Source organism: Mesorhizobium sp. CCNWLY176, assembly GCF_037153935.1.
GTDB lineage: Bacteria > Pseudomonadota > Alphaproteobacteria > Rhizobiales > Rhizobiaceae > Mesorhizobium_M > Mesorhizobium_M zhangyense.
The window spans coordinates 77,995-102,015 of record NZ_JBBBDZ010000007.1 but is presented as its reverse complement, the minus strand read 5'-3'; the positions used below and the strand labels follow the sequence as shown (position 1 = coordinate 102,015).

26 protein-coding genes are annotated in these 24,021 nt (G+C 60.2%); 10 read left to right on the top strand and 16 right to left on the bottom strand.

From position 1 onward, the window contains the following. Positions 1 to 62 precede the first annotated feature (62 nt). Entirely contained in the window at positions 63 to 1,157 is a 1,095-nt protein-coding gene (gene recA / locus WBQ96_RS13685) for a recombinase RecA (protein WP_336550828.1), read from the top strand. 191 nt (positions 1,158 to 1,348) lie between these two features. After that, positions 1,349 to 4,015, top strand: coding sequence for an alanine--tRNA ligase (alaS, locus tag WBQ96_RS13680; RefSeq protein ID WP_336550829.1), 2,667 nt, complete (start codon positions 1,349 to 1,351; stop codon positions 4,013 to 4,015). A gap of 108 nt (positions 4,016 to 4,123) precedes the next feature. Here alaS and WBQ96_RS13675 read toward each other — a convergent pair whose 3' ends face one another. After that, on the bottom strand, positions 4,124 to 5,338 hold the full coding sequence (locus WBQ96_RS13675) for an NADP-dependent isocitrate dehydrogenase (protein WP_336550831.1): 1,215 nt from the start codon (positions 5,336 to 5,338) through the stop codon (positions 4,124 to 4,126). Between the two features lie 254 nt (positions 5,339 to 5,592). On the opposite strand from WBQ96_RS13675, the gene WBQ96_RS13670 reads away from it, so the two are divergent. Then, positions 5,593 to 6,450: an RNA methyltransferase gene (locus WBQ96_RS13670; protein WP_336550832.1), complete on the top strand. Its 858-nt coding sequence runs from the start codon at positions 5,593 to 5,595 to the stop codon at positions 6,448 to 6,450. Continuing rightward, a complete protein-coding gene (murI, locus tag WBQ96_RS13665) occupies positions 6,443 to 7,231 on the top strand; it encodes a glutamate racemase (protein ID WP_336550834.1) in 789 nt (262 codons plus the stop codon). The genes WBQ96_RS13670 and murI overlap by 8 nt, the downstream gene beginning before the upstream one ends. Here the strand turns inward: murI and WBQ96_RS13660 are convergent. Together WBQ96_RS13660 and WBQ96_RS13655 are read right to left on the bottom strand one after the other, a co-directional pair. After that, the gene (locus tag WBQ96_RS13660; RefSeq protein ID WP_336550836.1) at positions 7,218 to 8,048 is read right to left on the bottom strand and encodes an FTR1 family iron permease; all 831 of its coding nucleotides are present in this window, start codon (positions 8,046 to 8,048) and stop codon (positions 7,218 to 7,220) included. The genes murI and WBQ96_RS13660 overlap by 14 nt on opposite strands. 3 nt (positions 8,049 to 8,051) lie before the next feature. After that, positions 8,052 to 8,399, bottom strand: coding sequence for a cupredoxin domain-containing protein (locus WBQ96_RS13655; protein ID WP_165113351.1), 348 nt, complete (start codon positions 8,397 to 8,399; stop codon positions 8,052 to 8,054). Positions 8,400 to 8,637: 238 nt separating this feature from the next. On the opposite strand from WBQ96_RS13655, the gene WBQ96_RS13650 reads away from it, so the two are divergent. Next, positions 8,638 to 8,820, top strand: coding sequence for a DUF3008 family protein (locus WBQ96_RS13650; RefSeq protein ID WP_165113353.1), 183 nt, complete (start codon positions 8,638 to 8,640; stop codon positions 8,818 to 8,820). Between the two features lie 20 nt (positions 8,821 to 8,840). Here the strand turns inward: WBQ96_RS13650 and WBQ96_RS13645 are convergent, their stop codons facing one another. After that, entirely contained in the window at positions 8,841 to 9,479 is a 639-nt protein-coding gene (locus tag WBQ96_RS13645; protein WP_442920834.1) for an NAD(P)-dependent oxidoreductase, read from the bottom strand. 145 nt (positions 9,480 to 9,624) lie between these two features. On the opposite strand from WBQ96_RS13645, the gene WBQ96_RS13640 reads away from it, so the two are divergent. From WBQ96_RS13640 to ttcA, 3 genes are all read left to right on the top strand, one after another. Next, entirely contained in the window at positions 9,625 to 10,038 is a 414-nt protein-coding gene (locus tag WBQ96_RS13640; RefSeq protein ID WP_336550840.1) for a winged helix-turn-helix transcriptional regulator, read from the top strand. A gap of 259 nt (positions 10,039 to 10,297) precedes the next feature. Continuing rightward, on the top strand, positions 10,298 to 10,915 hold the full coding sequence (gene rpsD, locus WBQ96_RS13635) for a 30S ribosomal protein S4 (protein WP_336550842.1): 618 nt from the start codon (positions 10,298 to 10,300) through the stop codon (positions 10,913 to 10,915). 115 nt (positions 10,916 to 11,030) lie between these two features. Beyond that, positions 11,031 to 11,912: a tRNA 2-thiocytidine(32) synthetase TtcA gene (ttcA, locus tag WBQ96_RS13630; protein WP_165113359.1), complete on the top strand. Its 882-nt coding sequence runs from the start codon at positions 11,031 to 11,033 to the stop codon at positions 11,910 to 11,912. Here ttcA and WBQ96_RS13625 read toward each other — a convergent pair. Both WBQ96_RS13625 and grxD read right to left on the bottom strand, forming a co-directional pair. Next, the gene (locus tag WBQ96_RS13625) at positions 11,909 to 13,153 is read right to left on the bottom strand and encodes a multidrug effflux MFS transporter (protein ID WP_336550845.1); all 1,245 of its coding nucleotides are present in this window, start codon (positions 13,151 to 13,153) and stop codon (positions 11,909 to 11,911) included. The two genes, ttcA and WBQ96_RS13625, sit on opposite strands and share 4 nt — an antisense overlap. A gap of 118 nt (positions 13,154 to 13,271) precedes the next feature. Further along, positions 13,272 to 13,604: a Grx4 family monothiol glutaredoxin gene (gene grxD / locus WBQ96_RS13620; protein ID WP_091912769.1), complete on the bottom strand. Its 333-nt coding sequence runs from the start codon at positions 13,602 to 13,604 to the stop codon at positions 13,272 to 13,274. 190 nt (positions 13,605 to 13,794) lie between these two features. On the opposite strand from grxD, the gene WBQ96_RS13615 reads away from it, so the two are divergent. Continuing rightward, entirely contained in the window at positions 13,795 to 14,592 is a 798-nt protein-coding gene (locus tag WBQ96_RS13615; RefSeq protein WP_336550847.1) for a phosphodiester glycosidase family protein, read from the top strand. Between the two features lie 32 nt (positions 14,593 to 14,624). Here the strand turns inward: WBQ96_RS13615 and WBQ96_RS13610 are convergent, their stop codons facing one another. From WBQ96_RS13610 to WBQ96_RS13590, 5 genes are all read right to left on the bottom strand, one after another. Beyond that, entirely contained in the window at positions 14,625 to 14,858 is a 234-nt protein-coding gene (locus WBQ96_RS13610; RefSeq protein WP_091912773.1) for a BolA/IbaG family iron-sulfur metabolism protein, read from the bottom strand. Positions 14,859 to 14,956: 98 nt separating this feature from the next. Continuing rightward, positions 14,957 to 15,844 carry a hypothetical protein gene (locus WBQ96_RS13605; RefSeq protein WP_336550849.1) on the bottom strand — a complete coding sequence of 296 codons (888 nt, stop codon included), beginning with the start codon at positions 15,842 to 15,844 and terminating at the stop codon, positions 14,957 to 14,959. A gap of 6 nt (positions 15,845 to 15,850) precedes the next feature. Further along, entirely contained in the window at positions 15,851 to 16,693 is an 843-nt protein-coding gene (locus WBQ96_RS13600) for a hypothetical protein (protein WP_336550851.1), read from the bottom strand. A 117-nt stretch (positions 16,694 to 16,810) separates the two neighbouring features. After that, positions 16,811 to 19,027 carry a phosphoribosylformylglycinamidine synthase subunit PurL gene (gene purL, locus WBQ96_RS13595; protein ID WP_336550853.1) on the bottom strand — a complete coding sequence of 739 codons (2,217 nt, stop codon included), beginning with the start codon at positions 19,025 to 19,027 and terminating at the stop codon, positions 16,811 to 16,813. A gap of 203 nt (positions 19,028 to 19,230) precedes the next feature. Continuing rightward, positions 19,231 to 20,649: an aminotransferase-like domain-containing protein gene (locus WBQ96_RS13590; protein WP_336550855.1), complete on the bottom strand. Its 1,419-nt coding sequence runs from the start codon at positions 20,647 to 20,649 to the stop codon at positions 19,231 to 19,233. 83 nt (positions 20,650 to 20,732) lie between these two features. Between WBQ96_RS13590 and WBQ96_RS13585 the strand changes: the two genes are divergently transcribed. Beyond that, a complete protein-coding gene (locus WBQ96_RS13585) occupies positions 20,733 to 20,972 on the top strand; it encodes a DUF1127 domain-containing protein (protein ID WP_246245603.1) in 240 nt (79 codons plus the stop codon). Positions 20,973 to 21,006: 34 nt separating this feature from the next. On the opposite strand, the gene WBQ96_RS13580 is transcribed toward WBQ96_RS13585, so the two are convergent. From WBQ96_RS13580 to purC, 5 genes are all read right to left on the bottom strand, one after another. Next, on the bottom strand, positions 21,007 to 21,420 hold the full coding sequence (locus WBQ96_RS13580; protein WP_336550857.1) for a hypothetical protein: 414 nt from the start codon (positions 21,418 to 21,420) through the stop codon (positions 21,007 to 21,009). Positions 21,421 to 21,499: 79 nt separating this feature from the next. Beyond that, entirely contained in the window at positions 21,500 to 22,192 is a 693-nt protein-coding gene (gene purQ, locus WBQ96_RS13575; RefSeq protein WP_336550858.1) for a phosphoribosylformylglycinamidine synthase subunit PurQ, read from the bottom strand. Beyond that, complete coding sequence (locus tag WBQ96_RS13570; RefSeq protein WP_336550859.1) at positions 22,189 to 22,740, bottom strand: RNA 2'-phosphotransferase; 552 nt, start codon at positions 22,738 to 22,740, stop codon at positions 22,189 to 22,191. Before WBQ96_RS13570 ends, purQ begins: the two co-directional genes overlap by 4 nt. Before the next feature lie 6 nt (positions 22,741 to 22,746). Continuing rightward, positions 22,747 to 22,989 carry a phosphoribosylformylglycinamidine synthase subunit PurS gene (gene purS / locus WBQ96_RS13565; protein WP_165113382.1) on the bottom strand — a complete coding sequence of 81 codons (243 nt, stop codon included), beginning with the start codon at positions 22,987 to 22,989 and terminating at the stop codon, positions 22,747 to 22,749. Between the two features lie 68 nt (positions 22,990 to 23,057). Continuing rightward, a complete protein-coding gene (gene purC / locus WBQ96_RS13560; RefSeq protein WP_165114391.1) occupies positions 23,058 to 23,825 on the bottom strand; it encodes a phosphoribosylaminoimidazolesuccinocarboxamide synthase in 768 nt (255 codons plus the stop codon). Positions 23,826 to 24,021 lie beyond the last annotated feature (196 nt).

The window sequence follows — 24,021 nt, the reverse complement described above, 5'->3', positions numbered from 1 at the left end:
TACATGTTGATGACAAAACCGGGTTGCCCGGCCTTTCATTGACGTCCAAGGGGTAATGTATCATGGCTCAGAATTCGTTGCGGCTTGTAGAGGACAAAACGGTGGACAAATCAAAGGCTCTGGATGCCGCGCTGTCGCAGATCGAGCGCGCTTTCGGAAAAGGTTCGATCATGCGCCTCGGCGCAAATGAGAAGATTGTCGAGATAGAGACGGTTTCGACCGGCTCTCTCGGCCTGGATATCGCGCTCGGTGTCGGCGGCCTGCCGCGCGGCCGCATCATCGAAATCTACGGTCCGGAAAGCTCGGGCAAGACGACGATGGCGCTGCATACGGTTGCCGAGGCGCAGAAGAAGGGTGGCATTTGCGCATTCGTCGATGCCGAGCATGCCCTTGATCCGGTTTATGCCCGCAAGCTTGGGGTCGATCTCGAGAACCTCCTGATCTCGCAGCCGGATACCGGTGAGCAGGCTCTGGAGATTTGCGATACGCTGGTGCGCTCAGGCGCTGTTGATGTTCTGGTCGTCGACTCTGTTGCGGCACTCACGCCGCGGGCCGAAATCGAAGGCGAGATGGGTGATTCCCTGCCGGGTCTGCAGGCGCGCCTGATGAGCCAGGCGCTACGCAAGCTGACAGCTTCCATCTCCCGTTCGAACACGATGGTCATCTTCATCAACCAGATCCGCATGAAGATCGGCGTGATGTTCGGTTCGCCCGAGACGACGACCGGCGGTAACGCGCTAAAATTCTATGCTTCGGTTCGCCTCGACATCCGTCGCATTGGTGCGGTCAAGGATCGCGATGAGGTCGTTGGCAACCAGACCCGCGTCAAGGTGGTGAAGAACAAGCTGGCGCCGCCCTTCAAGGTGGTCGAATTCGACATCATGTATGGCGAAGGTGTTTCTAAGACCGGCGAACTTGTCGATCTCGGCGTGAAGGCCGGCGTGGTCGAGAAGTCGGGCGCATGGTTCTCCTATAATTCACAGCGTCTCGGCCAGGGCCGTGAAAACGCAAAGCTGTTCCTGCGCGATAATCCTGACACGGCTCGCGAGATCGAACTGCTCTTGCGGCAGAACGCAGGATTGATCGCCGAGAAATTCCTTGAAGGTGGACCGGAAGCCGATTTCGAGGATGATGCTGGCGAAGCCAACGAAGCATAGGCTGGTCGCGCTTCAGCTGTTTTGACAAACCGCCGACCTTTGTGCCGGCGGTTTTGTTTTGAACCGGCGCGGCCTTTCGCGGATATGGATTTGCGGTACTTTGGCGTTCTGGACAGGTGTGGGTGCGAAGGCTAAAAGGCCATGTCCATTTTCCGCCTTCAGCACGGCGGAGCTCTCACAAAGGCAAAGACATGAGTGGCGTAAACGAAATCCGGTCGACTTTTCTCGACTATTTCCGGAAGAACGAGCACGAGGTCGTTCCGTCGAGCCCGCTCGTGCCGCGCAACGACCCGACGCTCATGTTCGTCAATGCCGGCATGGTCCAGTTCAAGAATGTGTTCACCGGTCTGGAGACGCGTTCCTATTCGCGTGCCACGACCGCCCAGAAGAGCGTGCGCGCCGGCGGCAAGCATAACGACCTCGACAATGTCGGCTATACCGCGCGCCATCTCACCTTCTTCGAGATGCTCGGCAATTTTTCCTTCGGTGATTATTTCAAGGAGCGCGCGATCGAGCTCGCCTGGAACCTGATCACGAAGGAGTTCGGACTTTCCAAGGACAAGCTGCTCGTCACTGTCTACCACACCGACGATGAGGCGGTGGGCTATTGGAAGAAGATCGCCGGCTTTTCCGACGATCGCATCATCCGCATCGCGACCTCGGACAATTTCTGGGCGATGGGCGATACCGGGCCGTGCGGGCCATGCTCGGAGATATTCATCGACCGCGGCGAGCATATCTGGGGTGGCCCTCCCGGCAGCCCGGAAGAAGATGGCGACCGCTTCCTGGAGTTCTGGAACCTCGTCTTCATGCAGTATGAGCAGGTGACGAAGGAGGAGCGCGTTGCGCTGCCGCGTCCCTCAATCGACACTGGCATGGGGCTGGAGCGCATGGCTTCGATCCTGCAGGGCGTGGAAAGCGTCTTCGAGACGGACCTGTTCCGCCATCTGATCGACGTCACGGCTTCCGCCCTCGGCCGCGCTCCCGATGCCGACACCGTTGCGTCGTTCCGTGTGATCGCCGACCATCTGCGCTCGTCTTCCTTCCTTGTCGCTGACGGCGTGCTGCCCTCGAACGAGGGACGCGGCTATGTGCTGCGGCGCATCATGCGCCGGGCCATGCGCCACGCACAATTGCTCGGCGCGAACGAGCCGCTGATGTGGAAGCTGGTGCCGGCGCTGGTGCGCGAAATGGGCCAGGCCTATCCCGAACTCGGACGCGGCGAGGCGCTTATCACGGAGACGCTGAAGCTCGAGGAGACGCGCTTCGGCAAGACGCTCGCACGCGGCCTCGGACTGCTCGCCGACGCGACCGAAACGCTTGGCGACGGTGACATGCTGGACGGCGAGACGGCGTTCAAGCTCTATGACACCTACGGTTTCCCGCTCGATCTTACGCAGGATGCGCTGCGTCAGCGCAACATCTCGGTGAATCTGGCCGGCTTTACCGAGGCGATGGAGCGGCAGAAGGCCGAGGCGCGCGCCAACTGGGCCGGCTCCGGCGAGGCGGCGACCGAAACCGTCTGGTTCTCCGTCCGCGAAAAGGCGGGTGCGACGGAATTCCTCGGCTACGAGACCGAGCAGGCGGAAGGCATCGTTCTGTCGCTGGTGAAGGACGGCGCGGTCGTGGATGCGGCCAAGGAGGGCGAGCAGGTCGCTGTCATTGTCAACCAGACGCCGTTTTACGGCGAGTCCGGTGGCCAGATGGGCGACACCGGGATTATCTCCGGCGAAGGCTTTTCGATCGAGGTTTCGGATACGCAGAGGAAGGCAGACGGCCTGTTCGTCCACAACGGCAACGTGACGAAGGGCGCGGTGAAGACAGGCGCTGCCGTCGAACTGAAGGTCGACCATGCGCGTCGCACGAGGTTGCGGGCCAACCATTCGGCGACGCATCTCATCCACGAGGCGCTGCGCGAGGTGCTGGGCACCCATGTTGCGCAGAAGGGCTCGCTGGTCGCGCCCGAGCGGCTTCGCTTCGACATTTCGCATAACAAGCCGATTGCTTCGGAGGAGCTCGAGGAGGTCGAGCGCATGGCGAACGAGATCGTCGTGCAGAACAGCCCGGTCACCACGCGGCTGATGTCCGTGGACGATGCGATCGCGGAAGGCGCGATGGCGCTGTTCGGCGAAAAATACGGCGATGAGGTCAGGGTCGTTTCCATGGGCACCGGTGTTTCCGGCGTCAAGGCGAACCGGCCTTATTCGGTCGAACTCTGCGGTGGCACGCATGTCAGGTCGACCGGTGACATCGGCCTGGTGCGCATCGTGGCGGACAGTGCGGTGGCGGCAGGCGTCCGGCGCATCGAGGCGCTGACAGGCGAGGCGGCGCGCCGCCATCTCGACGAACAGGACCGGCGGTTGAAGGCTGCTGCTGCAACCCTCAAAGTCGCGCCGGGCGACGTGCCTGCGCGCGTGGAGGCGCTGCTCGATGAGCGCAAGAAGCTGGAGCGTGAACTGACCGAAGCGCGCAAGAAGCTCGCCCTTGGTGGTTCTTCAGCCAATGGCGCTGCCGAAGAACGCGAAACCGTGGCCGGCGTCGGCTTCCTCGGCAAGTCCGTTTCAGGCGTGACGCCGAAGGATCTCAAGCCGCTGGCCGATGCCGGAAAGAGCTCACTCGGTTCGGGCGTTGTCGTGTTCGTCGGCTCCGGTGATGACGGCAAGGCGAGCGTTGTCGTCGGCGTGACGGATGATCTGACGGCGCGCTTCAGCGCGGTCGATCTGGTGCGCGTTGCATCTGCCGCACTCGGCGGGCAGGGTGGCGGTGGCCGCGCCGACATGGCCCAGGCCGGTGGTCCAGATGGCAGCAAGGCGTCCGAGGCCATCGCGGCGGTCAGGGCGGCGCTGGCGGGCGCCTGACGCAACTTTCATTCGGAATCGAAAAGGCCCGCAGCAGATGCCGCGGGCCTTTTCGTTTGTTGGGTTATGGTCTTACCGGGCGTTCTTCACGCCCGGTAGATCTGAAGATCAGGCGGCCATTGCTTTCTTGAGGTTCTCGTCGATCTTGTCGAGGAAGCCGGTGGTCGAAAGCCACGGCTGGTCCGGGCCGATCAGCAGCGAAAGATCCTTGGTCATGTAGCCGGCTTCGACGGTCTGGATGCAGACGCGCTCGAGCGTATCGGCGAACTTCTTCAGTTCAAGGTTGTCGTCGAGCTTGGCGCGATGGGCGAGGCCGCGTGTCCAGGCGAAGATCGAGGCGATCGAATTGGTCGAGGTTTCTTCGCCCTTCTGGTGCTGGCGATAATGGCGTGTGACCGTGCCGTGCGCGGCTTCGGCCTCGACAGTCTTGCCATCCGGCGTCATCAGCACCGAGGTCATCAGGCCGAGCGAGCCGAAGCCTTGTGCGACCGTGTCGGACTGGACGTCGCCGTCATAGTTCTTGCAGGCCCAGACATAGCCGCCCGACCACTTCAGGCTGGAGGCAACCATGTCGTCGATCAGGCGGTGTTCGTACCAGATCTTCTTTTCCTTGAACTGCGCCTCGAACTCCTGCTCGTAGACTTCCTGGAAGATGTCCTTGAAGCGGCCGTCATAGGCCTTGAGGATCGTGTTCTTGGTGGAGAGATAGACCGGATAGCCGCGCAGCAGGCCGTAGTTCAGCGAGGCGCGCGCGAATTCGCGGATCGACTCATCGAGATTGTACATGGCCATGGCAACGCCGGAGCCGGGCGCGTCGAACACCTCATGCTCGATCGTCTGGCCGTCTTCGCCAACGAACTTGATCGTCAGCTTGCCCTTGCCCGGGAACCTGAAATCGGTGGCGCGGTACTGGTCGCCGAAGGCATGACGGCCGACGATGATCGGCTTCGTCCAGCCCGGAACCAGCCGCGGAACGTTCTTCATGATGATCGGTTCGCGGAAGATGGTGCCGCCCAGAATGTTGCGGATGGTGCCATTGGGCGACTTCCACATCTTCTTCAGCTTGAATTCCTCGACGCGCTGCTCGTCCGGCGTGATCGTGGCGCATTTGACGCCGACGCCGTACTTCTTGATCGCGTTGGCGGCGTCGATCGTCACCTGGTCGTCGGTCGCGTCGCGATGCTCCACGCCGAGATCGAAATATTTCAGATCGATGTCGAGATAGGGGTGGATCAGCTTGTCCTTGATGAACTGCCAGATGATGCGGGTCATCTCGTCGCCATCGAGTTCGACGACCGGATTATCCACCTTGATTTTCGTCATTGAGAAATGCCTCTTTCTGGGAGAGGAACAGAGTTGTTCCAAGGGCTTCGCGAAGGGTTGCGGCCCGTATAGCAAAGCACCGTTGGCTGCGCAAACGCTACATCGGGAAACGTTCGCTCGTTTGCCAATGATGTCAAAAGCCACCATCATTGGGTCAAGATGTTGGGCTGAAAACGGTTGGCGCGCCGTCCCTTGCAAGGTTTCGTTTCACTGAAAACTGTGCGAGAGAGGCCGCGAACAAAACGGTTTCAGATATGGCAGGCACTGATCGCGAAAAACCCCTGATTGCCGAAGGCCCGGCGATCATTCTTGTCGAGCCTCAGCTCGGCGAGAATATCGGCATGGTCGCGCGCGCCATGGCGAATTTCGGCCTGTCCGAACTGCGGTTGGTCAAGCCGCGCGATGGCTGGCCAAGCGAAAAGGCCCGGGCTGCAGCCAGCAAGGCCGATCATGTGATCGACGGCGTCGTCGTCTTCGACGATCTGCAATCTGCGGTCGCCGACCTCAATTTCCTTTTTGCCACCACTGCGCGGGAGCGCGACGGCTTCAAGCATGTGCGCGGACCAGTGGAGGCGGGCAGGATGCTGCGTAGCCGCTTTGTTGCGGGCGAGCGCACCGGCATACTCTTCGGACGCGAACGCTTTGGCCTGTCCAACGAGGAAGTGGCGATGGCCGATGAGATCGTTACCTTTCCGGTCAATCCGGCCTTTGCTTCGCTGAATATCGCGCAAGCGGTGCTGCTGATGTCCTATGAATGGATGAAGTCGGGCCTTGAGGATGTCGATGTGACGCCGTTCACCAGCCCGGCACAGACGCCGGCCAGCAAGACCCATCTGAACGGCATGCTCAGCCATCTGGAAGCAGCGCTGGATGCGCGTGGTTACTTCCGGCCGCTGGCCAAGAAGCCGAAGATGCTGGACAATATGCGCGCCGTGTTCACGCGCGCCGCCTTCACGCTGGAGGAGATCAAGCTGTTGCGCGGGGTCATTTCCTCGCTGGACTATTTCTCACCAAAAGTGCCGCGCGGCGCCGGCTACCCAGAGCGCAAGGCCGAGGCCGATCGCGCCACGCATCCCGCAACGCAGAAAGCGGAAAAAGCGCACGATGACTGATCGCCCGGTGCTGATGTTCGATTCGGGTATCGGCGGGCTGACGGTGCTGCGCGAGGCGCGGGTGCTGATGCCGGATCGGCGTTTCGTCTATGTCGCCGACGATGCCGGTTTTCCCTACGGCGAATGGGAGGAGGAGGCGCTCAAGCGCCGCATAGTCGATCTTTTCGGCAGCCTGATCGAGGAACATCGGCCCGAGATCGCCGTCATCGCCTGCAACACGGCGTCGACCTTGGTCATGGCGGACCTGCGCGCAGCCTGTCCGAAGACACCATTTGTGGGCACCGTTCCGGCGATAAAGCCGGCGGCTGAGCGAACACGTTCGGGCTTCGTCTCTGTGCTGGCGACGCCGGGCACGGTCAAGCGCGCCTATACGCGCGACCTGATCCAGTCATTCGCCGCGCAGTGCCATGTGCGCCTCGTCGGCAGCCAGAACCTGGCGCGCATGGCCGAGGCGCATATCCGCGGCGAGACGATGGACGATGCGGCGATCCGCGCGGAGATCGAACCATGCTTTGTCGAGGAAGACGGCAAGCGCACCGACATCGTCGTGCTTGCCTGCACGCATTATCCGTTTCTGGCGAATGTCTTTCGAAGGCTGGCACCGTGGCCGGTCGATTGGCTCGACCCGGCCGAGGCGATCGCGCGTCGGGCGCTGTCGCTGCTCGACGGGACATCAAGCAACGCTGTCGAGCACGAACCGGACTGCGCCATCTTCACCTCTGCGAAGCCGGATTTTCCAACCCGCCGGCTGATGCAGGGCTTTGGGCTTAAGCCGGTCTGACCGAGGCTTCCCGGTGCATGCGCCGCACCAAACCGGATGCGGCGAGGATGATCGCAAGCGTTGCGATATAGGCGACGATCTGGATGCCTTCGGGACGGGCGACATAGCCGACCAGAATATGCAGCAGGAAGCCGACGGGGTTTGTCTGCGGTAGGATCGCCGAGGTGTTCCAGATGTCGTAGCCGAGCGGCGGCAGAACGCCTGCCTGCACGAGGAAGGCCGCAGCCTGCGCCGCCAGACCGGCGGCAATGAGCAGGAGGATGGCGCCCGTTACCTTGAAGACATGCTTCAACGGAATGCGAAGCAGCCCGCCGTAGAACAATGCCCCTACGAGCGCCGCTGCCACCACGCCCAGCGCTCCGCCTTGCAGCATCGACCTGGCGTCGAGTTCTCCGTCGATGGCAATGCCGTAGAGGAAGAGAACTGTTTCGGAGCCTTCTCTCAGGACGGCGACTGCGCAGATGAGGGCAAGCGCCGAAAGCGGCCGCAGGCCTTCGCGCACATCCTGGCCGACGGATTTGCTCTCGCTGACCAGTTCCGCGCCGTGGGTGCTCATCCAGATCTGATGCCAGCCGAGCATCACCACGGCGAGCAGCAGAACGACGGCGTTGAAGATCTCGGTGCCATTGCCTTCGAACATGTCGGCAAGACGACCGGCAAACAGCGCCAGCAGTCCAGCCCCGGCCAGGCCGGCGACTATCCCTGTCGCTACCCAGCGGGTGCGCCCGGCGATGCCGGCGCTCGCGGCCAGCACGATGGCAACGATCAACGCTGCTTCCAGCGTTTCGCGAAAAACGATGATGAAGGTGGAGATCATGGCTTATTCGGCAAACATGTTGCCGAGAGCCGTATCCTCATGCCGCTCGCCGAAGAAGCCGTAGGAGCCCGCCGTTAGCGGGCCGACGTGAAATGTCGCCTGCTTGCCGCCCTGGATGACCTTTTCGACGTGGAAATCCTGGCTCTCGAATTCCTCGGCCGTCGGATCGGCGTTCACCACCACAAGGTCGAATTCCGCGCCTGCCGGCACCTTCAGCGTGGCGGGCGCAAAGCGATGATCCTTGATCGTGATGGTGAAGGACTTTTGGTCGGTCGCGGCGGAAGCGCCTGCGGCTAGAGAAACAAGGGCAACTGCGCCCAAGGACAGGGAAAGGAAACGAGAAAGCTTCATATCGAGGTCCCTCCAGGACCGCTCGGACAGCGCAGGACGAGGGGAGGCGCGGCTGCCGAGGGACGGCAGAATATAAAGGTGATGTGCGCCGTCAAGTATAGCCCGGATCACTTCTCGTTGAAGTTAGAATGATTCCAATGTGTTAGGTCGGGCATGCACAGCATCGGCATGGAAAAGTATGGGAACCACCGCATTGAAGAGGCGTTATCCGGCATCAACTCTCAAGGGAGATATCGAGATGCCAGCAACATCGAAGGCCCAGCAGATGGCCGCCGGAGCGGCACTGTCTGCCAAACGCGGCGAAACCAAGAAGAGCGAGCTCAAGGGTGCATCGAAGGAAATGTATGAATCGATGAGCGAAAAGCAGCTCGAGGAATTTGCCGAAACGAAGCGCAAGGGCCTGCCGGAAAAGAAGAAATGATCCGGCAGGCCGCGATTTGATCAGTATCCGACGGTGAAGCGCTTGCCGGTATGCTTGGCCGTTTCGGCCTCGTCGACCAGAACGACGGCAAGGTCTTCAACCGAAATCTTGCTTTCGTTGTTGGCATCGAAAACCGGCTGATCGCCCCCGTAGCGGAATTTGCCGGTGCGCTCGCCGGGCGCAAGGACGAATGCGGGGGAGAGGAACGACCACTCCAGCCCTGTTTCGCTGCGGAGCGCCTTGAGCGAGTCGCGAGCGGCGAGGGCGCCGTCCTTGTAGGCGGCCGGGAAGTCCGGCGAATCCACAAACTGGCTGCCATCGGGCGCGAGCAGGCTGCCTGCGCCGCCGACCACGATCACGCGGACCTTGGCGGCCTTTGCCGCGTCGGCAATCGCCTTCGAACCGTTGAGGTGCTTGTTGTAGATGTCGGGGTCGCCCCAGCCGCCGTTGAAGGCGGAAATCACGACATCCTGGCCGGCGAGGGCCTGCGCGAGCGCTTTGCTGTCAGTTACGTCAACCTGCTTTGCGGTGACGCCGGCAAGCTTGTCCACCTTGTCCGGATTGCGTACCAGCGCGGTGACCGTGTGGCCGCGCGATGAAGCTTCCCTAAGAACGGCTTTGCCGACGAAGCCGGAGGCGCCGATGAGTGCGATCTTCATGATTTTTCCTTTCCGCCCACTCTCGCCGGATTGGCAAGGGCGGGTATGATCTGTAATCAGGTTACCAACAATAACTATATATCTTTGATCGCAGGGCAGGAAAAGAACGCATGATTTGGTGCCCAGGTTACATGGAGAGAACCACGTGAACGCCCGCACACAGACGGAGGAGCGCGTACCGCTGCTGCAGGCTCATCCCGGTTTCGACCGCGACGAGCGCGGCAGCTGCCCCATGCGTGATGTGCTGGACCGCATCGGAGACAGCTGGAGCCTGCTGGTCATCATCAACCTTCAGGAGCGCCCGGTGCGCTTCAATGCGCTGAAGCGTTCGATCGAAGGCATTTCGCAGCGCATGCTGACGGTGACATTGCGCTCGCTGGAGCGCGACGGCCTTGTGCGGCGGACGGTCAAGCCGACAACGCCGCCGGAGGTGGAATATGCGCTGACAGAGGTCGGACAGTCGATTGCAGTGCCGATCGGCGCCCTTGGGCTTTGGGCGGCGCAAAATCGTGATCTTCTGGTGCGCGCCAGGGCAAGATTCGACGCCGAAAACGCCTGACGCGTTGACTTTGCGGAAAACTTCGCCTAATCACCCGCCAGCACCGGGCCGCAACGCCCGGTGTTGACTTTTATGCCGCAAGGTTGGGCTTTTAGCCTTTGGTGAATTCCCAGCCCTGCAAATTGACGTGTCCCGTGGATATTTCCGGCAAGCTTAGCGGGAAAATCCTGTCAGGTCTCGAAAACGGAGGCCAGAGGAGGGCGCGTTTCCTTCGCTCGAAACACGAGGTTTCGGGTGCATTGTTTTGAAAGGGAATGCGATGAGCAAGCGCGAATCCGCAAAGTACAAGATCGACCGCCGTCTCGGCGAAAATATCTGGGGCCGTCCGAAGTCCCCGGTCAACAAGCGCGAATATGGTCCCGGCCAGCACGGCCAGCGCCGCAAGGGCAAGCTCTCGGACTTCGGTCTGCAGCTGCGCGCCAAGCAGAAGCTGAAGGGCCACTATGGCGATATTTCGGAAAAGCAGTTCCGCAAGACCTATGAGGAAGCGAACCGCCGCAAGGGCGATACGCCGGAAAACCTGATCGGTCTTCTCGAGTCGCGTCTCGACGCGGTCGTCTACCGCGCGAAGTTCGTTCCGACGATCTTTGCTGCCCGTCAGTTCGTCAACCACGGCCACGTCAACGTCAACGGCCGCCGCGTCAATGTCGGCTCGTACCGCTGCAAGGCCGGCGATGTCGTCGAAGTGCGCGAGAAGTCGAAGCAGCTCGTCATCGTGCTGGAATCGGTGCAGCTCGCAGAGCGCGACGTTCCGGATTACATCGAAGCAGATCACAACAAGATGGTTGCGACCTTCGCCCGCGTTCCGGTCCTGGCGGACGTTCCGTTCGCAGTCCAGATGGAACCGAACCTGGTCGTCGAATTCTATTCGCGCTGATTATTTCAGTTCGATTTCTTCGAATTTGCGAAAAGGCCGCCTTCGGGCGGCCTTTTCTTTATCTGCCCGGTCCTTTAATCCGGTCTGAACTGTAAAAGTTGCGGAAGCCATCGCCATGAACATGATGCCGGAGCCTATCTCCGATCTCGACGGGGAAGCCTGTCACGCCATGTTCCGCGACACGCCGTCATCCGTGGAGTTCAACAAGCTGCGCAAGCGGCTGCTGCGGCAGACCCGGCAGGCCATGGACGACTTTGCCATGGTCAAACCCGGCGAGCGCTGGCTGGTGGCGCTTTCGGGCGGCAAGGACTCCTACGGGCTGCTTGCCATCCTGCTCGATCTCAAATGGCGCGGTATGTTGCCGGTCGAGCTGATCGCCTGCAATCTCGACCAGGGTCAGCCGAACTTTCCCAAACACATCCTGCCGGAATATCTCGACCGCTATGGCATCGCGCATCGCATCGAATATCGCGACACCTATTCCATCGTCACCGAGAAGCTGAGCGAGGGCAGCACCTATTGCTCGCTCTGTTCGCGGCTTCGGCGCGGGCACCTTTATCGCATAGCCCGCGAGGAGGGGTGTTCGTCACTGGTGCTAGGACATCACCGCGAAGATATCCTCGAAACCTTTTTCATGAACCTGTTCCATGGCGGCAGGTTGGCTGCGATGCCGCCCAAGCTGTTGAACGATGATGGCGACGTGATGCTGCTGCGGCCGCTCAGCTACTGCGCCGAGACCGATCTCCAGAAGTTTGCCGACAGCATGAAGTTCCCGATCATACCTTGCGACCTTTGCGGCAGCCAGGAAGGGCTGCAACGCAATCTGATGAAGGCGATGCTGGACGATATCGAAAAACGCATGCCGGGCCGTAAGGACACGATGATCCGCGCACTCGCCAATGCGCGGCCGAGCCATCTGCTCGACCGCAAGCTCTTCGATTTTGCAGGGCTGAAGACGACAGAAGGCGCAGAAGCGCCTGCTGCCGAGGATAATTAAGCCGGCTTGTGATGAGGCTGGAACAACCGGCCTTTTTCTGCAATCAGCACCATTATCAACGCGATCGCGGCGACGCCGCAAAAGCCCGCCGCAAGGGGCGTCGTCGTGCCGTCGAAGGACTGGCCGATTGCCGCGCCGATTATTCCGCCGCCCAGCGTCTGCATGAAGCCCTGCACCGAGGCAGCCGATCCGGCGATGTGTCCGACCGGTTCCATCGACAGCGCGTTGAAGTTCGAGCCGATCCAGCCGAACTGGAACATCGCCGCCGCAAACAGCAGGATGAAGCCGACCAGCGGCACCTGGCCAAACAGCGACCAGACGAACCAGATGGTGCTGACGGTCAAAAACCCGATCAGCGCTCCATGGGACAGCCGGCGCATGCCGACGCGCATGACCAGCCGCGAATTCAGGAACGACGAAAGCGCCATCATGCCGGCGATCGCAGCGAAAATCACCGGGAACCAGACGCCCAGGCCGTAGATGCCGACATAGACCTGCTGCGCGGAATTGATGAAGCCGAACAGCGCGGAAAAGATGATCGTCGATGCCAGCGTGTACCAGAGCGAGATGCGGTTGGTGAGCACGATGGCAAATGCCTGTCCGATCGCCGAGATCGTGAAAGGACGACGATCCTCGGGGTGAAGCGTTTCGGGGAGGCGGAAGAATGCCCACAGCGAGATGAACAGCGCCCCCACGCCCATGCAGACGAAGATCATGTGCCAGTTGGCGAACAGCATGATCAACTGGCCGATGCTCGGTGCCACGACCGGGATGACCATGAAGACCATGAAAATGAGCGACATGATCTCGGCCATGGCCCTGCCGCCGAAGCGGTCGCGAACCATGGACACGGCAATCACGCGTGTCGAGGCGGCGCCAAAACCCTGTATCACGCGCAATGCGAGCAGCGTTTCGAAGTTGGGCGCAATGGCGGCCGCAAGTGCGGCGATGACGTAAATTCCAAGGCCGAACAGCAAGGGGCCTCGCCGACCGAAACGATCGGAAGCCGGACCGTAGCCCAGCAGCCCGAGCGCCATGCCGCCGAAATAGGCAGAGATCACATATTGCCGGTGGTTTTCGTTGTCGACACCGAGGCTTGCGCCGATCTGTTGAAGTCCCGGCAGCATGATATCGATGGCAAGCGCGTTCAGCGCCATCAAAGCTGCGGCAAGGGCAATGAATTCCCACTGCGGAATAGAGAGTTTTTCGGCTTCCGGAGCCGGCGAAACATGTTGGTCCATGGTAAAATCCGTAGGTCAAAAACGAAAATGCGCCGGTGATCGGCGCACTCGTTGCACAGTCCCGCGTCTGCGGGAGATGGATATTTACCGAGGCGGGGCTACCCCCGGTAGGATCGCGTCAGGCCGCCTTGGTGGTGACGCCCTTGCCTTCAAAGAGAGCCTGCAACTCGCCGGCCTGGAACATCTCGCGGATGATATCGCAGCCGCCGACGAACTCGCCCTTGACGTAAAGCTGCGGGATGGTCGGCCAGTTGGAATATTCCTTGATGCCCTGACGCAGCTCATTGGAGGTCAGCACGTCCACGCCTTTGTAGTCGACGCCGATATAGTCGAGGATCTGTACAACCTGTCCGGAAAAGCCGCACTGCGGGAAACCGGGCGTACCCTTCATGAACAGCACGACGTCGTTGGTCTTGACCTCATTGGCGATGTAATCGTTGATTCCGCTCATCGGGTATCCTTTCACGCCTGTGGGAGCCAGGCTCAAATCATATAAACCAAATAAACCGATAGGCAGCCCGAAACAAGACCGGCAGTTGCCGTGATTCTATGGGCCATAGGCGGAAATCGGTCAATTTTGCTTTAGAAAAGAGCAAGATCGATCCGATTCTTAATCGCATCCGCAGGACTTTTTGAGGTTCATGAAACGCGCTCTTGCTGCAATTCTGCTTATCGCCGGGCTTGCGGCCCTGGCGATGCTCGTCTGGAGGCGACCCGAACCTCCAGCCGTGCCTCCGGTTTTTCAAAGCCAGGAACTGCCCGAGCCATGCCGCGAGCAGGATTATGAGGGCATCGGCTACATCGTGTGCACGATCGATCCGCACGCTTACGATATCGGGCTGTTCCATGATGGAGCGGACGGAAAACCATTTGGATCAGTGGATGCCTTCACCAGGGCGATGAAGGCGCAGGGCACGCCCGTGCTGCTCGCCATGAATGCCGGTATGTATCATCGGGATCTTTCGCCGGTCGGGCTCTATGTCGAAGACGGGATCACGAAGGAACCCCTGAATCTTTCCGACGGCGACGGTAATTTCTTCATGAAGCCGAACGGCGTGTTCGCGATGACGAAATCAGGCGAAGTGCTGGTGATGGAGTCGGAAGCGTTTGCTGCCGCGCGGCCGGACGTGCGCCTGGGGACCCAATCAGGGCCGATGCTAGTGATTGACGGCGTCATTCATGCTCGCTTCGAGCCGAATGGAAGTTCGCGCAATGTCCGCAACGGCGTTGGCGTCAGTGCCGACGGCAAGGCGATTTTCGTCATCGCCCGTTCGCCTGTCAGCTTCGGTTCGTTTGCGCGGCTGTTCAGCGACGGCTTGAAATGCCGCAACGCGCTCTATTTCGACGGCTTCATCTCCGCATTTTCCAATGGCAGCAAGCTTCTTGTCGGGAAGACCGATCCAGCGGGACCGATCCTGGCGGTGTCGAGGAAACGTTAGCGCTCAACGCGCGAACGCGTATGGCATTGAAATCATTCAGGAATGCTGGTCTGCAGGGCAAGCGCGTGAAGTACGCCGCCCATGTTTCCCTTCAGGGCGTCGTAGACCATCTGGTGCTGCTGGACACGGCTCTTGCCGCGAAAGCTCTCGGCCACGACTTCTGCGGCATAGTGATCGCCATCACCTGCCAGGTCGCGAATCGTCACCTTGGCGTCCGGAATGCCGTCCTTGATGAGTTTTTCGATGTCGTGTGCGTCCATTGCCATGAGGCGGTCTCCCAATGCATCTGTCCCCATGAGATATGGCGGCTGGGGCAGTGAAGGTCAATTGTCGGGCCGTCCTGTTGCGCACCCATCCCCATGCGTTAGCGCTGGGAAAGATGCCTGAAGGCGTAGCCGCTTTTCAGTTCCGACATGGAAAACTGATTGTTGGCGAGATGAGCCAGCCAATTCCAGCGATCCGGTTCTCTTTCGAGCGAGGCCGGATCGCTCAAGCTCTCCAGGGAAAATCGAATCGGGAAGGCGGCGCACTGCTCTTCGCAATAGACCGGAATGCCCTGCTGGACCGCCTCGATCGCTACGTTGCTGTTGTAGCAGACCACCATCGCCGCCTTGTCCAGATCAGCCTGGAGACTGGCCTTGCTGATCTCGAGCCGATCAACCGCGGGAGGTGTCGGGGTCGAAAAAGTTCCATCCGGATTGCCGGTGTCGTCGATATTCTTGGCGTTGGGCTTTTCACGCCAGACGATCGGCATGTCGGTGAAACGGCGGATCTGTTCGACGATCTGCCGGCCCCAGTCATCACAATCGAAGAACCAGCGTATCGCCGGCGTTGGCGGCAGGATGACGATGGCCTCACCCTTGCCACCCCGCCAGGGCCGCAGGGGATAATGTTTTTCGAAATGCCGCCGGAAACGGTCATCGTTGCCGGCCGTAAGTTTGTTTATGGAGTGCCCGTTTTTGGTGACACGAAACCAGCTGGGACTTCTGTTGAACCAGTTAAGCCAGTGGTCGCTTCGCGCGAAGTAACCGTGGTCCAGATAGTAGAAATCAAGATTGCGCCTCTCTGCCTCGCGGTAGAGCTGGCCGGTGCCACGAAGAATGCCGTACATCGCAACGGCGGTGGCATCGTCCGGCAGGCCGTTTTCGAGATAGCTCGATATATGCCGAAGCGGCGCTTTCGCTCCACGGCAGAAGGCACCCGTTACCTTGGGGCTGAGCAGAAATCCGGTGTGAAAGCCGTAAAGCGTCAATTTGCTCTAAACGTCCTTCACCAGCTTCAATTTCCGCAGAATCTTGCGCGGAAGCGGCTCCTTGCCATGGTCGCGCAGAGATGAACTTCCGGCGGCTTTCCGCTCATCGCCCTTCAGGTGATCCATGTAGGTGCCCAGAACCGAGTTGACGAAGGGGTGTCTCGATACGTCGTAGCTCGAGATACTATGCTCATCAATCGTTCCGGTGGCGCTCAGAACACTTCGCACCACGTCGAAAACGAAAGAATCGTGCCATTCGTTGAGCGTGTAGATTTCACCGGTCTCATACATGGCCTGCATGGCCTTGAAGAATTGCTGCGCGTTCGGGTGATGCAGATCGAAGCGCATGAAGCCGCATTCGCTGTGCGTGTACCGTCGTCCGAGGTATTCGACGAAGGTATCTCCAAGAGATGCGATGAAATCTGCGGGAACCGGCTTCAATGTAACGGTATCGGCATCCAGCCAGACCAGGTATCGCGCATCGGTGCGGGATGCTTCCTTGCAATAGGCAAAGACCTTGTTCGAGAATTTCACGCCGTCGAACTTGAAATTGTACTTGTTCGTCAGTTTTACGCGCGCTTCCTTGCCTACGCTCGATCCGGTAAAGCCCTTTTGCCATGGTTCCTGGTTGGCCTTCTTGAAGGCCAGCAGCTCCGGGCACATCTGGTGAAGATCGAGGACTTCGAGCTTTTCCGAGGTTTCGGCAACATCGAAGTCTTCGGCGTATATGGTCAGCCGCACATTGCTCGGCCAGTGCTGCAGGAACGACCGGACCATTTCTCGTCCGTATTGTTCGTAACCGCCACGGTGCATGGTGGTAACGACGTTGACGGTGTTCGCATCGCGCATTTTCAGCACTCTCATTCGATTTGACCAGGAGTGGCTATGCGAGCCGCATCAGTCCTGTTCGCGACCCTCGCGCCCTTGAGGGCGCATCGGGTACGAATACGTCCAAAATTTGTTTGGTCAGTTTTCCATGAATTTCGGAAACCAGCCTTCATGCGCGTCGGTCAGTTCGGACACGGATATCGCACGCGCCTCGCCGAGTTTCAATTCGCGCCCACCGGTGGTGCCGATCCAGGGCGCGAAAACGCCGGTGTCCTTGACGCGCTCCTCGAAGAACCAGTCGACCTTGTCGCGCGGGATCGTCACGAGATAGCGGCCCTGATCCTCGCCGAAGAAGGTAGGTATCGGCGACAAACCCTTCAATTGATTGACGGTTGCGCCAATGCCGGAGGCCATCGCCATTTCGGCAACTGCGACCGCAAGGCCGCCGTCGGAAAGATCGTGGACCGCAGTGACGATGCCGTCCGCAATGAGCGTGCGAACGAAGTCGCCAACCTTCTTTTCGTGAGCGAGATCGACCGGCGGGGGCGGGCCGTCGGTGCGATTGTGGATGTCGCGCAAATAGACCGACTGCGCCAGATGCGTGCCCCATGCCGATGGTGCGCCTACAAGCAGGATTGCCTCGTCCTCTGCGGCAAAGCCTATGCGCGCCATCTTCGACCAGTCGCGAATGAGGCCGACGCCGCCGATGGTCGGCGTAGGAAGAATGCCCTGACCATTGGTTTCGTTGTAGAGCGAGACGTTGCCCGAAACGATCGGGAAGCCGAGCGCGCGGCAGGCTTCGCCGATGCCGCCGACGGCTTTCACCAACTGGCCCATGATTTCAGGGCGCTCGGGATTGCCGAAATTCAAATTGTCGGTGGCGGCGAGGGGTTCAGCACCCGTTGCCGTCAGGTTGCGCCAGCATTCGGCAACCGCCTGCTTGCCGCCCTCGTAGGGATCGGCCTCGCAATAGCGTGGCGTGACGTCGGAGGAGAAGGCGAGCGCCTTGGTGGCGTGGCCCTCCACGCGCACTACGCCTGCATCGCCGCCCGGCAATTGTAGCGAATTGCCCTGGATCAGCGTGTCATACTGTTCCCAGACCCAGCGACGGCTCGACATATTGGCGCTGCCGAGAAGCTTCAGCAGCGCGTCGGCAACGTCGGCCTGCGGAATGTCGTCAGCAGCGAGCGGCTCGCGCTTCTTCGGCTCGACCCACGGGCGGTCATACTCGGGCGCTTGGTCGCCGAGGTCCTTGATCGGCAGGTTGGCGACTTCCGCGCCCTGATGGATGATGCGGAAGCGCAAATCGTCGGTCGTCTTACCGACGATGGCGAAGTCGAGACCCCATTTGCGGAAGATCGCTTCGGCTTCTTCTTCCTTTTCGGGGCGCAGCACCATCAGCATGCGCTCCTGACTCTCGGAGAGCATCATTTCATAGGCCGTCATGCGCTCCTCGCGCACTGGCACCTTGTCGAGATCGAGCTCGATGCCGAGATCGCCCTTGGCGCCCATTTCGACGGCGGAGCAGGTGAGGCCGGCTGCACCCATGTCCTGGATGGCGATGACGGCGCCCGACGCCATCAGCTCAAGACAGGCTTCCAGCAGGCATTTTTCGGTGAAGGGATCGCCGACCTGCACGGTCGGGCGCTTTTCGTCGATCTTGTCGTCGAATTCGGCAGACGCCATGGTCGCGCCACCGACGCCGTCGCGTCCGGTCTTGGCACCGAGATAGACGACCGGCAGGCCGACGCCCTTGGCTTCCGACAGGAAGATAGCGTCAGTCTTCGCAAGGCCTGCGGCGAAGGCGTTGACGAGGATGTTGCCGTTGTAGCGCGCGTCGAAATTGACTTCGCCGCCGACGGTCGGAACGCCGAAGGAATTGCCGTAGCCGCCGACGCCTGAAACGACGCCAGCCACCAGATGCTTCGTCTTGGGATGATCAGGCGCGCCGAAGCGCAGCGCGTTCATGGCAGCGATCGGCCGCGCGCCCATGGTGAAGACATCGCGCAGGATGCCGCCGACGCCGGTCGCCGCACCCTGATAAGGCTCGATGTAGGAGGGGTGATTGTGGCTCTCCATCTTGAAGACCACGCAGTCGCCGTCGCCGATATCGACCACGCCGGCATTTTCGCCCGGCCCCTGGATCACGACATCGCCCTTGGTCGGCAGCGTGCGCAGCCACTTCTTGGAAGACTTGTATGAGCAGTGCTCATTCCACATCGCGGAAAATATGCCGAGCTCGGTGAATGTCGGCTCGCGCCCGACCAGATCAAGTATCCGCTGATACTCGTCGGGCTTCAGCCCGTGCGATGCGATCAGCTCGTCGGTGATTTTCACGTCGTTGGAGATGGTCATGATGGCCAGCGGATTCCTTGGGGCGTCGAAAAATAGCTCAATAGCGCAAGCTGCCGCCGGGATATACCGCAAAAGGCCGAAAATTCACCGGGAAGATGGCCTTAGATCGCCGTGCGTCCATTCGGACGCACAAAGGGCGATCTAAGATTTGACTGAGTATCGGAATATTCCGAAAACCGGGGACCACTTTTCGGTCCGATGCTTTAGCCGAAACTGTCGTAGCCCGCACGGCCTTCGTCGAGAAGGCGACGGATTGCCGCCAGTCCGTCTGCGACTTCATGACGATCGTGCGGGGCCGAGATGCCGATCCTGACGCGATGGAAAACACGGTCTGAGCGGCCAGCCTTGAACTCGTCCTCGTCGTCGATGAGCACGCCCTGTTCGTAGGCGGCGTTCTTGAACGTGCCTGAATGCCACGGCTCGGGGACGGATAGCCAGAAGAAGGGAACGCCATCATTGGAGGTGAAATCATGGCCGGCAAGCGTAGAGCGGGCTATCGCCAAACGCGCATTGATTTCTGCCAGCGACCGCGCACGGATTGCGGCAGCCTCGCCGGACAGCACGAGCTGCGCGCAGACCTCAGCGAGCAGAAACGGCATTCCGCCGGTCGTCATCTTGTGCGCGACGCGGACGCGGTGCCTGTAATTGAGCGGGCACGAGATCCAGCCGCCACGAACGCCGGCCGCGACCGACTTCGAAAGGCCGCCAACCACGAAAGTGCGCTCCGGTGCGAATTCGGCAAGAAGCGGCGTCGGGTCGTCGGTCAAGGCTCCGTAAAGATCGTCTTCGATCAGAAGGACATTGTAACGCCGCGCGATGTCGGCAATCGCCGCGCGGCGTTCCGCGGGCATGATGGTGCCGGTGGGGTTCTGGCCCGTCGGCATCAAAAAGGCCATGGCTGGATGCTTCTGCGCGCAGATACGCTCGAAATCTTCCGGATCGACGCCATTCTCATCTGACTCGACCAAGGCCATGCGTCGGCCGACAAGACCCGCGCTCCTTGCGATCTGCGTATAGGTCACGTGTTCGAAAAGTATGTAATCGCCGGGAGAGGTGAGGGCTGATATGGCCGAAATTACGGCGGCGTGGGCGCCCAGCGTCGGCACGATGCTGGGCGCCTGCGGTTTGAATCCGTTGCGTGACAACCAGTGGCGGCCTGCTTCGAACCAGTGATCCGGGAACGATCTTGTATAGCTGGCGACCTCCTGCGGATGATCGCGGGTGATTGCCGACAGGATCGTCTCGATTATCTTGCCCTGTCCGACATCCGGCGCGGCAGTGCTGTCGAAGCGCAGTTTGCCGATGGGCGGTTCTGCGAGGCGCGTGCCTTCCCTTGGTGCGACGGCAGCTATCTCGATGTTGTCGTTCGCGTCGATGCCGCGCCCGAGCACATAGGTTCCACGCCCGACTTCTCCGCTGACAAGACCGCGTTCGCGCAAAAGCGCATAGGCGCGGCCTACAGTGCCGATGGTCACGCCGATGTCGTAGGCGAGGTTTCTCTGCGGCGGCAGTTTTTCGCCGGCAGGCAATGTGCCTGCGCCAATGTCGGATTCGATCCTGTCGGCCAGGCGCAGATAGAGCGGGCCAGAACCTTCGGAAAGATTAGGAAGCCAATTTGTCATGGTGACAATTTTCTACATTGCCATTCAAAAGGAGTCAATACAAAGAGATTGCACCCAATATAAGACCTCCCAAGGTGATGACAATGAGTGCAATTGATACAATCAGGAAGGGTTCAATTCCCGAGGAGCCCTCGTCGGGCCGGTCGGACTACCTGCGCAAGGTCAATGTCGCAGTTGTCGGATTCATTGAGTGGCTGGAAATGCGTCTGGAAAAGCGGCGCAGCAGATTGGCGCTGATGGAACTGACCGACGCGCAGCTTGCCGATATCGGCATTTCAAGAAGCGAAGCCTATCGCGAAGGTATTCGCTCTTTCCTGGATTGATCGCAGGTCGAAAAAAGCAGACCGGGCTCGTGGCTTAAGCCGCGCTGCCGCAGGCGTTGTTGCCGCTCGACCAGCGCGTCAGGTCGGCGTGGATGCGCGCTCCGATGGGCTCCGACATCAGCGGGCCGAAGGATTCGACCCGGCTCGAATTGCCGCGCGCCTGCACGACGAGCAGGGGAAGCCCGCCATAGTTTTTGGCCGGCACGAGCAGGAAGCGGGGCGTGCCGCCGAAGGCGTTCAGTTCGTTGGCGAGGCGATAGGACTTGAAGGCCGGGTCCTTGCTGGCGAACCAGCATTTATGGGCGGCGATCGCGACCGTTTCCATCGCCAGCAGTGACGCGCTCTTGCCGGAGCCAACCGATGGCGTCGACGGCTTCGATCCGGACTGGCAGCCAGCGAGCGCCAGCAGCGATACGAGAGCTACCGTCAGAATGCGAAAATTCTTCATGCGCCGACGCCCGCTGGTTCGAATCGTTGATTACGATCAGTAAGATACAGGAAGAAATGAAGAACTCTACGCCGGGTTCTCAAGCGTCGGCCAGTGCCGGCTGGCGTGACGATCCGCCCAACGCGCTCTCGAACAGCGCCCGACCGTCGCTGCCGCCATGGGCCGCCTCGATCAGGTTTTCGGGATGCGGCATCAGGCCGAGCACATTGCCCCGGTCATTGACGATGCCGGCAATGTCGTTGATCGAGCCGTTGGGGTTCGTGCCTTCTGCGTAGCGGAAGACTACCTGGCCTTCGCCTTCGATGCGGGCAAGCGTGTCGGCATCGGCAAAGTAGTTGCCGTCGTGGTGCGCCACAGGGCTGCGGATGATCTGGTTCGGCTTGTAGCCGCGAGTGAAGGCTGTGTTGGCATTAGCCACCTGAAGCTTGACCTCGCGGCAGACGAATTTCAGCGACGCGTTGCGCATCAGTGCGCCGGGCAGCATGCCGGCCTCTACGAGAATCTGGAAACCGTTGCAGACGCCAATGACCGTAACGCCCTTGGCTGCCTTGTCGGCAATCGCGCGCATGACCGGCATGCGCGCGGCAATCGCGCCGCAGCGTAGGTAGTCACCATAGGAAAAGCCCCCGGGAATGGCGATCAGGTCGACATCGGGTATTTCGGTGTCGGTCTGCCAGACGGTTACGGGTGCTTTACCCGAAATCTTGGTCAGCGCCGCGATCATGTCGCGGTCGCGATTGAGGCCAGGGAGGACGACAACGGCTGATTTCATGGCAGATCCCGCTCGGTCAGATGCTTGAGATATCGAGGCGCGACATGATCGGTCAGCCGGACATCATTTTCAGACAAGAAGAAGACTATCCCATCGTTTGACATCGCGCTGCTGTCAACGGCCAAGATCGCATCAGCGCCTTTGCGGCGTCGAGCGACTATTCTTGCCGTTTCAATGTCGTTCGATAGATGTACATGCTGGCGCGATTGGCTTTGCAAACCTTCTTTGAGAATGGATGCAAGGAATTCCGTTTTTGTACCGTGGTAGAGCATCGCGGGCGGCGCTGAAGGCGTTAATTGGAGATCGATCCCAACGCTATGACCTTGTGCCGCGCCAATGCGATTATTGATCAGCATGAATCGCTTTTTCGGGTTTTCAGCCACGATGCGCTCAACTTCGGCTTTCGCAACGCCAAACCGCACATCGATAGCCCGATAGAGATCATCGAAGTCGACCCAGCCGTTTTCGTCCAACGTCAAACCGGCCTCTTCGGGCGAATGCCGAAGGACGAGGCTCATGAACTTGGATATCTGGACGTCCCTTGACATCTCGTCTCAGGCGATCTCCACCGCGTAGTTCTCAATCACCGTATTGGCCAGAAGCTTGTCGCACATGGCGTTGAGGTCGGCTTCCACCTTTGCCTTGTCGGTGCTGTCGACCTCTATGTCGAAGACCTTGCCCTGGCGGACCGAGCCGACGCCGCCGAAGCCGAGTGCGTCAAGCGCATGTTCGATGGCCTTGCCCTGCGGGTCCAGCACGCCATTCTTGAGTGTAACGGTTACACGGGCTTTGATCACGGCCGCTTGTCTCCGGATATTTGCGTGGAAATGAAACGGCGCAGAAGCTGGCTTCCGCGCCGATAAGCTCAGTGTTTTACGAGAACCGGGCCGGTCGGGCGCACCGGCTCGTTCTCATTCATGATCCCGAGGCGACGAGCGACTTCCTGGTAAGCCTCGACAAGTCCGCCCATATCACGGCGGAAACGGTCCTTGTCCATCTTCTCCTGGGTGTTCACGTCCCACAGACGGCAGCTGTCCGGCGAGATCTCGTCGGCAACGACGATGCGCATCATGTCGCCTTCGTAGAGGCGGCCGCATTCGATCTTGAAATCGACGAGCTGGATGCCGACGCCGAGGAAGAGGCCGGAGAGGAAGTCGTTGACGCGGATGGCAAGTGCCATGATGTCGTCGATTTCCTGCGGGCTCGCCCAGCCGAAGGCGGTGATGTGCTCTTCCGATACCATCGGATCGTCGAGCGCGTCGGCCTTGTAGTAGAATTCGATGATCGAGCGGGGCAGGACCGTGCCTTCCTCGATGCCGAGGCGCTTGGCCAGCGAGCCGGCTGCGATGTTGCGAACAACGACTTCCAGCGGGATGATCTCGACTTCGCGGATCAGCTGCTCGCGCATGTTGAGCCGGCGGATGAAGTGCGTCGGGATGCCCATGCGGTTCAGATGGGTGAAGATGTGCTCGGATATGCGGTTGTTGAGCACGCCCTTGCCGTCGACGACTTCATGCTTTTTCTTGTTGAAGGCGGTGGCGTCGTCCTTGAAAAACTGGATAAGCGTTCCCGGCTCAGGGCCTTCATAGAGGATCTTGGCCTTGCCTTCATATATGCGGCGGCGATTTTTCATCATTTTTCTCTGGATTCAAGGGCTGGCGGCACGTAACCGGTCCCTTCATCTCGCACGCGAAACGCGGCGGTTGTGGGTTTCATGCGGTCTCTATCTCATACGCAGCAATTGCTCAATCAGCAAATCTTCTCAATCAACCGCTTTCCCATACGAAATGCCGCACCGCAGGCTATAAGAGCGCGTATTGACCCGGACG

Coding starts and splice junctions, on each gene's coding strand:
- recA (WP_336550828.1), top strand. CDS start 63: ATGGCTCAGAATTCGTTGCGGCTTGTAGAGGACAAAACGGTGGACAAA.
- alaS (WP_336550829.1), top strand. CDS start 1,349: ATGAGTGGCGTAAACGAAATCCGGTCGACTTTTCTCGACTATTTCCGG.
- WBQ96_RS13675 (WP_336550831.1), bottom strand. CDS start 5,338: ATGACGAAAATCAAGGTGGATAATCCGGTCGTCGAACTCGATGGCGAC.
- WBQ96_RS13670 (WP_336550832.1), top strand. CDS start 5,593: ATGGCAGGCACTGATCGCGAAAAACCCCTGATTGCCGAAGGCCCGGCG.
- murI (WP_336550834.1), top strand. CDS start 6,443: ATGACTGATCGCCCGGTGCTGATGTTCGATTCGGGTATCGGCGGGCTG.
- WBQ96_RS13660 (WP_336550836.1), bottom strand. CDS start 8,048: ATGATCTCCACCTTCATCATCGTTTTTCGCGAAACGCTGGAAGCAGCG.
- WBQ96_RS13655 (WP_165113351.1), bottom strand. CDS start 8,399: ATGAAGCTTTCTCGTTTCCTTTCCCTGTCCTTGGGCGCAGTTGCCCTT.
- WBQ96_RS13650 (WP_165113353.1), top strand. CDS start 8,638: ATGCCAGCAACATCGAAGGCCCAGCAGATGGCCGCCGGAGCGGCACTG.
- WBQ96_RS13645 (WP_442920834.1), bottom strand. CDS start 9,479: ATGAAGATCGCACTCATCGGCGCCTCCGGCTTCGTCGGCAAAGCCGTT.
- rpsD (WP_336550842.1), top strand. CDS start 10,298: ATGAGCAAGCGCGAATCCGCAAAGTACAAGATCGACCGCCGTCTCGGC.
- ttcA (WP_165113359.1), top strand. CDS start 11,031: ATGAACATGATGCCGGAGCCTATCTCCGATCTCGACGGGGAAGCCTGT.
- WBQ96_RS13625 (WP_336550845.1), bottom strand. CDS start 13,153: ATGGACCAACATGTTTCGCCGGCTCCGGAAGCCGAAAAACTCTCTATT.
- grxD (WP_091912769.1), bottom strand. CDS start 13,604: ATGAGCGGAATCAACGATTACATCGCCAATGAGGTCAAGACCAACGAC.
- WBQ96_RS13615 (WP_336550847.1), top strand. CDS start 13,795: ATGAAACGCGCTCTTGCTGCAATTCTGCTTATCGCCGGGCTTGCGGCC.
- WBQ96_RS13610 (WP_091912773.1), bottom strand. CDS start 14,858: ATGGCAATGGACGCACACGACATCGAAAAACTCATCAAGGACGGCATT.
- WBQ96_RS13600 (WP_336550851.1), bottom strand. CDS start 16,693: ATGCGCGATGCGAACACCGTCAACGTCGTTACCACCATGCACCGTGGC.
- purL (WP_336550853.1), bottom strand. CDS start 19,027: ATGACCATCTCCAACGACGTGAAAATCACCGACGAGCTGATCGCATCG.
- WBQ96_RS13590 (WP_336550855.1), bottom strand. CDS start 20,649: ATGACAAATTGGCTTCCTAATCTTTCCGAAGGTTCTGGCCCGCTCTAT.
- WBQ96_RS13585 (WP_246245603.1), top strand. CDS start 20,733: ATGAGTGCAATTGATACAATCAGGAAGGGTTCAATTCCCGAGGAGCCC.
- WBQ96_RS13580 (WP_336550857.1), bottom strand. CDS start 21,420: ATGAAGAATTTTCGCATTCTGACGGTAGCTCTCGTATCGCTGCTGGCG.
- purQ (WP_336550858.1), bottom strand. CDS start 22,192: ATGAAATCAGCCGTTGTCGTCCTCCCTGGCCTCAATCGCGACCGCGAC.
- WBQ96_RS13570 (WP_336550859.1), bottom strand. CDS start 22,740: ATGTCAAGGGACGTCCAGATATCCAAGTTCATGAGCCTCGTCCTTCGG.
- purC (WP_165114391.1), bottom strand. CDS start 23,825: ATGAAAAATCGCCGCCGCATATATGAAGGCAAGGCCAAGATCCTCTAT.